This is a genomic window from Streptomyces sparsus (assembly GCF_054776295.1).
Genome location: NZ_BAAHCA010000184.1, coordinates 1 through 7,013 on the forward strand (window position 1 = coordinate 1; position 7,013 = coordinate 7,013).

The window sequence follows — 7,013 nt, forward strand, 5'->3', positions numbered from 1 at the left end:
CTCGCCGACCACCAGCGCCGGCTGGGGCTGCCGGCGAGCGCGGACCCGGCCGACTGGTACGCCGCCGTCGCCCGCTATCCGGGTGGGGACAACCGCCGGGCGGCGGCGTTCTTCGCCGACGAGGTCTTCGACGTGTTGGGCTCCGGCCGGCGCCGCACCACGGACGCCGGGCAGCACGTGGTGCTTCCGGCACGTCCCGGGCTGCGGCCCGACCGGAGCGGACCGGAGCTGCTGCGTCTCCCCCCGGGCGGGTCACGGCAGGGGGTGGAATGCCCGCCGGACGTGTCGTGCGAGTCGGTTCCGGCGCCCTACGCGGAGTTCCAGGCGGCGGACGGCAGCGCCGACTACGGCAACCACGACCGCAGCGACCGGCCCGCCTCGCAGCGGATCGAGTACCTGGTGGTGCACGACGTGGAGGGCTACTGGGAGGGTGCGCTGAGCATGGTGCGCGATCCCCGCTCGGTCTCGTGGCACTACACGCTCAGATCGTCCGACGGCCATGTCGCGCAGCACGTGCCGACCAAGGACGTGGCGTGGCACGCCGGCAACTGGTACGTCAACAGCAAGTCCGTCGGCCTGGAGCACGAGGGGTTCCTCACCGCACCCGACGCCTGGTACACCGAGGCGATGTACCGGGCGTCGGCCCGGCTGGTGCGCTACCTGGCGAAGCGCTACGACGTGCCGCTGGACCGGCAGCACGTCATCGGGCACGACAACGTGCCCGGCGGCACCCCGGCGGCCGTCCGCGGCATGCACACCGACCCCGGCCCGTACTGGGACTGGCGGCACTACTTCGAGCTGCTGGGCGCCCCCTTCGACTCCGCGCCGACGGACGCCGAAGCGGCGGAACCGGCCGAGGCGGGCGTCGTGACGATCCGCCCCGACTACGCCACCCACCGGCCTGTCTACACCCGCTGCGACGGGACCTCCGCGCGCTGCCCGGCGCACGGCTCGTCGGCGGTCAGGCTGCACACGGCCCCCGACAGCGACGCGCCGCTGGTGCGCGACGCCGGTCTGCGGCCGGACGGCAGTCCGTCGACGGCGGGTGTCAACGACATCGGCGCCCGGGCCTCGACCGGACAGCAGTACGCGGTGGCCGAGCGACGCGGGTCGTGGACGGCCATCTGGTACCTCGGCACGAAGGCGTGGTTCCACAACCCGCCGGACCGGCCGACCGCCGTGCCGGCCGCGGGCCGCCTGGTGACGGCGGCGGCAGGGCGGGACGAGGTGCCGGTGTACGGGCGGGCGTACCCGCAGCCGGGCGACTACCCGGCGGGGGTGCCGAAACAGGAGCTCGCGCCGCTGCCCTACCGTCTGCGGGCGGGCCAGAGCTACGTCCTGGGACTGACGACGCGGTCCGAGTACCTCTCCGCGCGGACCTTCGACCCGGCCGAACACACGGTGGTGCGGGGCGAGCGGTACCACCAGATCCAGCTGGGCCACCGCGTCGCCTACGTCAGGGCCGCCGACGTCCGGGTGGTGCCGTAGAGCCGGCTGAGTGGGCCCGGCTGCCGACCACGCCGCACCGGCCCGCGCTTCTACTGCTGGAACAACTCGGCCGGCAGCGGCTTCAGCAGCTGGTAGAGGTCGTCCGTGATCGGCCGGTCCCAGCTGGCGATCGTCACGAGCACGCCGTCGCTGCGGTCGAACTGCACGCAGGAGATCCTGCTTTCGGAGCACTTGACGCGCCGCACGATGAGCAGGTTCCCGTCGTGCATGACGGGGCTGTCCTCGCTGCCGGTGACGGTGACGGGCTCGTCGTTCTCCAGCGCGGCCAGCAGCTGTGCGACCTCGAAGGGCACCTCGCCATCGGCGGTGTCACGGGCCGGTGATCCCTCCGGCAGGTTGCCGATGACCATCGCGGGACCACGACCGCCGAAGAGGTCGTAGCGCAGGAACACTCCCTGGCAGCTGCCGTCGGGGGCGGGCAGCAGGCCGGCTCCGAGGTTCCCGGGCCAGTCGCCGGGGTCCATCGCGAGGACGTCGAAGTCCGGCCCGGCGGGCGTGGCGGCACTGCGGCGGCGGAGGAAGGACATGCCGCCATGGTACGCGGAACGTCAGCCCGTTCGACCCGCCAGGTCCTCCAGAACGGCGACGGCCACGGAGGCCCGGTCGTAGGGGACGAACAGGTGGTCGTGGTGGAATCCGGCGACCACGTTGCAGCTCAGGCCGGCCTCCGCGAGTGCGGTCGCCACCGCCGCGGTCAACCCCACCGCCTCCAGCGCCGAGTGCACCCGCAGGGTGATCCAGCCCGCCGTGAAGGTGTAGGGCAGCCCGGCGGCGTCCGCTTCCTCGCGCCGCAGCACCAGGGTGAGCCCCTCGGCCTCGGTGACGGTCACCACCGGACTCACCCCGTCGGGCTGCTCACCGCCGGGCAGCGTGACGAAGACGTAGGCCCCGGGGTGGAGATCGGGCCGCATCCCGCTGAGCAGCTTCCTGAGATCACGTTCGCCTGCCATGATCACAGCCTATGACGGACACGCTGAATCTGTGGCAGGCCGGGCTGGACCGCGTGCCCGAGGAGGTCTGGCGCCACAGCGGCCTGCGGGCGCTGATTCTCGCGGACAACCGGCTCGTCTCCGTGCCGGACCGGATCGGTTCACTGAGCCGGCTGCACACCCTGGACCTGGGACACAACCTCCTGTCGGAGCTGCCATCGCGACTCGGTGAGCTGACCGGGCTGGACCGCTGCCTCTACCTGCACGACAACCGGTTGCGCGGGCTGCCCGACGAGCTGTCCCGGCTGACCGCGCTGCCCTACCTCAACGTCGGCGACAACCCGCTGGCGGAGCTCCCCGCGGGCATCGGCCGGATGCGGGGTCTGGTGGAGCTACGGGCACAGCGTTGCGGGCTCGCGGGCCTACCCGAGGGCGTCGGTGCACTGCCGGCGCTGCGGGAGTTGTGGCTGGGCGGCAACCGGCTGACCGGTCTGCCCGGGCGGGTCGGGGCCCTGCGTGAGCTGCGGCTGCTGGAGATGCGGGACAACCGGTTGGCGGAGGTGCCGGGCGTGCTGCGCGGGCTGCCGCTGCTGCGCCGGGTGGACCTGCGCGGCAACGCGCTGCGCACGCTGCCGGCGTGGTTGCCGGACCTCCCGGCGCTGGAGAAGCTCGACCTGCGCTGGAATCCGCTCACCCCGACGCCCGAGGTGGAGGCCGTGGTGGAGGCCCTGGTCGGGAAGGGTGCCGTGGTGCTGCGGTGAGTGCGTTCGGCGCGCCCGCGAGCGGGCGCGGGCAGGCCGCGAGCGGGCCCGGGCGGGCGGGGGTACCTCCGCCCCGAGGGGGGTTCCGCTACCGGTCAGCCAGCCACAGGTCGGGGCCGAAGACCTCGTAGCGGATCGCCGGTGCCGGAACGCCGTGGCGGCAGGAGGAGGTCGCCGAGGGGCGCGGACACGGTGAGTGTGTCGCCCGGCCGGGTGTGGTCGTGCAGTCAGGACGAGACCTCGCGGTCCGGGTTCTCCCCGTCGCGGACCCGCCTGGCGGTGATCCGCCAGTGCGGGTGGCCGGGCGCGGCGGAGAGGCTGTACTGGCGGATCTGCCGGGCGCCGTCGGCTGGTTCGACCCGCTGACGTACTGGCCCGGGCGGGAGGGCGGGGTGGGACGGATTGGTATTCCATCTTCGTGTTCAACGGGACGGTTGGTCCGCTCGCGTGCACGAGTGGGTCACTGCGAGGGACGACCGATCAGCCCGACCAGTACCGGTCCGGCGGGTGAGGCCACGAGGTCGGCGACGTGCAGCGGGTCGAGCGTCGCGTAGAACGCCTCCTGGGCGTCCCGCAGCGCCCGCCGCAGCCGGCAGGAGTCGCGCAGCGGGCACGGCGGATCGTCCTCGCAGGCGACGACCTCACCCTCACCCTCGAGTTCGCGCACCAGCCAGCCGACCGAGGCGCGCCGGCCGAGACCGGTGAGCGTCAACCCCCCACCGCGACCCCGCCTGGCGTCGACCACACCCATGCGCTGGAGGCGCGTGATCGCCTTCGCCACGTGCGTGTAGGGCACGTTCATCGCCTCTGCCACCTCACGCGTGGTCAGAGGCTCGTCATCCCCGGAGACCGCGAGGCGCATCACGGAACGCAGCGCCAGGTCGGTGAACTTCGTCAGCCGCACAGCCCGGACGCTAACAAATACGCATGCTAGATTCCTATTCGAAAAGCCCCGCGCCCGTGTGGAGTGCGTCACGGACGGGGCCGCGTACGGACGTCGGCCCTCTTCCGGGCCCGCGCACCCGCGGTTGACCACGCACACCGAACGGTGGTTACTGATGACAACGCGGAACAGCGGCTCCCACGGCCCGTCGGGTGGCACCCCCGCCGCCCGGGTCGTGTGCGACACCTCCTCGCTCGCGGAGCTCGATCCGGCGCCGGCAGGCGCGCTGTGGCGGCTCTCGGAGCCCGGACGGCAACTCGACGCGAACGTCGTCCACATCCCGCCGGCCCGGCGGGTCGACACCCACTGCGAGCCCGATCTCGACGTGCTCCTGCTGGTCGTCGCGGGGGACGGCACCCTGCTGTCAGCAGAGGGTCCCCGGGCGCTGCGGCAGGGCAGTCTGGCCTGGTTGCCGCACGGCTCCACCCGCGGCCTCGTCGCGGGTGAGCTCGGCCTGTCGTACCTCACCGTCCACACACGTCGACCCGGCATGCGCATCCGGCCCTCGGACGCCGGCAGTTGACCTGACGCCGGGCGGGCGGCCGTCGCGCCGCCCAACGGCCCCGGCTCCGAATGCCTGGCCGGTGGCCGCCGGTGTCCTCGGACGACGACGTCGCACGACCGCCGGCGTCGAACCGGTCAGGCGGCCGTCTGAGCCCTGACCCGCTGGTCGGGATCTGGTCACGGGAGTCGGAAGCCGTCCCACCGTTGCCGACTAGGCTCCCCTGCATGTCCGAGCCGGTCCCTGACCCCAGCCTGCCGTCCTTGACCGACCAGCTCCGGCCGGGGGCGGTGAGAACGGTGAAGGTCACCGGGTTCGACGGGGCGGACGTCCTGGTGCAGCTCGTAGACGCCGGAGGGGAGAAAGCCGGGGTCGGCCGGATTCCCGGGCATGAGGCGTCGATGCGTCGCGTTGAGCATCCCTCCGAGCTGTTCGAGGTCGGCCAGGAGATCGACGCCGAGGAGATCGGCCGCTGGCGCGAAGGTGAGCTCCACCTCTCCGCCAGGGCGTGTGAGATTCCGGCCCTGCGGTCCTTCCTCCTCTCGCTCGACGAAGGGCAGGTCGTCGCTGGGACGGTCGCCGAGGTTCACCACTTCGGGGTCTTCGTTCACCTCGACGGCGAACCGAACGGGCTCCGCACCGGCTTCATCCGCGTGCCGGACCTGACGTGGGGCTGGATCAACCACCCCTCCGAGGCAGTCGAAGCCGGCCGGCGGATCACCGCCGAGGTGATCACCACCGAGACGCGCTCCGGACAGGTCGTGCTCTCGCTGAAGGCTCTGCTGGAGGACCCACTCATCCGATTCGCGGATCAGGTCGGCCGCGTTCTCACCGGGCCGATCATCAGAATCGTTCCCTTCGGTGTGTTCGTGCGGCTTGCTCCCGACGTCGTGGGGCTCCTTCACCTCTCGGAGCTGACTGACGCATCGGACGGGACCCCGGATCAGCTCGTCGCTGAAGGCGAGCTGATCACGGTGAAGGTCACCGAGGTCGACCTTCAGCGCCGTCGGGTGCGGTTGGGCGCCACCCGTGGAGCGGGCGGAATCCGGCGTACCGTGCCAGGTCCCGGAGCCGTCTGACGTGCCCGGCCGGCTGCCGGACGAAGCGGTACCGCGGCCCGCCGCAGTGGGGCGCCGCCTTCCGGCGCTGGCCGTCTCCGGCGCTGGCCGCCGCCGTCGGGCGCCGTCGCACCTGCGGGTGGCCGTCACAGCTGACGGTGGAGGTCCACGGCCCCGGCCGTCAGCCGCAGCTGCTCCAGGCAGTGCGCCTCGTCGCCGCGGCTGGTGAGGGAGTCCGGGTGGCCGGGTCCCAGGACACGCTCCCTGGCCCTGGTCACCTGCCGGTACACCTCAAGAGCGTCGTGCCGGCGCCCCAACCAGCCGAGCGCGACGGCCGTCTCCCGGCGGCTGACCAGCGTGTCGGGATGCTCGGGCCCCAGCACCCGCTCCCGGATCGCGCAGACGTCGGCCGCCTCGTCCAGCGCCTCCTCCCACCGCCCCAGTCGGACCAGGTTGACGCCGTAACCGTGCCGGGCCCGCAGCGTCTCCGAGGCGTCGGGCCCCAGTGTGCGGGTGCGCACCAGGACCAACTCCCGGTACAGTTCCAGCGCCTCGTCGCTGCGGCCGAGCCGGCCGAGCCCGACGCCCGTCTCGTAACGGGCCGCCAGTGTGTCGGGGTGCGCGGGACCGAGCACCCGGCTGCGCGCCTCGGCAACCTGGCGGCAGACGTCGAGCGCCTCCGCCCAGCGCCCCAACCGCCCGAGCGCGCAACCCCGTTCGTGGCGGCTGGCGAGCGTCTCGGGGTGTTCCGGGCCGAGTACCGCGGCCCTCGCGGCAGCCACCTCGGACGTGGCCCGGTGCGCCTCCTCCACCCGCCCGAGGCGGCCCAGGTTGACCGCCAGGTCGTGCCGGCAGCGCAACGTCTCGGGATGCTCCGGGCCCGAGGCCGCCTCGCGGACCGCCAGCACCGCTGCGTACTCCTGATGGGCCTCGGCGTGCCTGCCCAGGCGTCCCAACGCGAGAGCGCACTCCTGGCGGGCCGTCAGGGTGTCGGGGTGGTCACCGCCCAGCACGCGCAGCCGGCCGACGGCGACGTGCTCCAGCTCCCGCAGCGCCTCCTCCGGCCGGTCCAGCCGCGCCAGGGCGAAGCCGTTCTCCCAGCGGCTGGTGAGGGTGTCCGGGTGGTCGGCGCCGAGCAGTCTGCGCCGCTCGGCGGCAACCGCCCGATGCAGCTCGGCCGCCTCCGTCCAGCGTCCCGAACGCCCAAGTTCCAGGGCCCGTTCGTGCCGTTCGGCCAGCCCCCGGAGCTGTTCGGGCGGCACCGGACCGGACGCCGTCGGCCCGGCGGCGGGCCGGGTCAGCCGGCCGGTC

Annotated in this window: 8 protein-coding genes and 1 pseudogene; 4 read left to right on the top strand and 5 right to left on the bottom strand. The window is 73.2% G+C overall.

Features of this window, described 5'->3' with window-relative positions:
- The coding region (locus ACYVE9_RS11495) for an N-acetylmuramoyl-L-alanine amidase (protein ID WP_461027688.1) at nt 1-1,488 on the top strand (1,488 nt) is incomplete at its 5' end.
- 50 nt (nt 1,489-1,538) lie between these two features.
- Here the strand turns inward: ACYVE9_RS11495 and ACYVE9_RS11500 are convergent.
- Together ACYVE9_RS11500 and ACYVE9_RS11505 are read right to left on the bottom strand one after the other, a co-directional pair.
- Nucleotides 1,539-2,036: a hypothetical protein gene (locus ACYVE9_RS11500; protein WP_461027689.1), complete on the bottom strand. Its 498-nt coding sequence runs from the start codon at nt 2,034-2,036 to the stop codon at nt 1,539-1,541.
- Between the two features lie 21 nt (nt 2,037-2,057).
- Nucleotides 2,058-2,459: an ACT domain-containing protein gene (locus tag ACYVE9_RS11505; protein ID WP_461027690.1), complete on the bottom strand. Its 402-nt coding sequence runs from the start codon at nt 2,457-2,459 to the stop codon at nt 2,058-2,060.
- Between the two features lie 11 nt (nt 2,460-2,470).
- On the opposite strand from ACYVE9_RS11505, the gene ACYVE9_RS11510 reads away from it, so the two are divergent.
- Complete coding sequence (locus ACYVE9_RS11510; RefSeq protein ID WP_461027691.1) at nt 2,471-3,199, top strand: leucine-rich repeat domain-containing protein; 729 nt, start codon at nt 2,471-2,473, stop codon at nt 3,197-3,199.
- 158 nt (nt 3,200-3,357) lie between these two features.
- Here ACYVE9_RS11510 and ACYVE9_RS11515 read toward each other — a convergent pair.
- A pseudogene (locus tag ACYVE9_RS11515) lies at nt 3,358-3,596 on the bottom strand (hemin transporter); the annotation flags it as partial.
- 63 nt (nt 3,597-3,659) lie between these two features.
- Nucleotides 3,660-4,103, bottom strand: a complete 444-nt coding sequence (gene nsrR, locus ACYVE9_RS11520) for a nitric oxide-sensing transcriptional repressor NsrR (RefSeq protein WP_461027692.1) — start codon at nt 4,101-4,103, stop codon at nt 3,660-3,662.
- Nucleotides 4,104-4,257: 154 nt separating this feature from the next.
- Between nsrR and ACYVE9_RS11525 the strand changes: the two genes are divergently transcribed.
- Together ACYVE9_RS11525 and ACYVE9_RS11530 are read left to right on the top strand one after the other, a co-directional pair.
- Nucleotides 4,258-4,665, top strand: coding sequence for a cupin domain-containing protein (locus ACYVE9_RS11525; protein WP_461027693.1), 408 nt, complete (start codon nt 4,258-4,260; stop codon nt 4,663-4,665).
- A 71-nt stretch (nt 4,666-4,736) separates the two neighbouring features.
- Complete coding sequence (locus ACYVE9_RS11530; RefSeq protein WP_461027694.1) at nt 4,737-5,723, top strand: S1 RNA-binding domain-containing protein; 987 nt, start codon at nt 4,737-4,739, stop codon at nt 5,721-5,723.
- A gap of 125 nt (nt 5,724-5,848) precedes the next feature.
- Here ACYVE9_RS11530 and ACYVE9_RS11535 read toward each other — a convergent pair.
- The coding region (locus ACYVE9_RS11535) for a tetratricopeptide repeat protein (RefSeq protein WP_461027695.1) at nt 5,849-7,013 on the bottom strand (1,165 nt) is incomplete at its 5' end.

Excerpts from the sequence above, each read along its gene's own strand:
- ACYVE9_RS11500 (WP_461027689.1), bottom strand. The coding sequence starts at position 2,036 with ATGTCCTTCCTCCGCCGCCGCAGTGCCGCCACGCCCGCCGGGCCGGAC.
- ACYVE9_RS11505 (WP_461027690.1), bottom strand. The coding sequence starts at position 2,459 with ATGGCAGGCGAACGTGATCTCAGGAAGCTGCTCAGCGGGATGCGGCCC.
- ACYVE9_RS11510 (WP_461027691.1), top strand. The coding sequence starts at position 2,471 with ATGACGGACACGCTGAATCTGTGGCAGGCCGGGCTGGACCGCGTGCCC.
- ACYVE9_RS11525 (WP_461027693.1), top strand. The coding sequence starts at position 4,258 with ATGACAACGCGGAACAGCGGCTCCCACGGCCCGTCGGGTGGCACCCCC.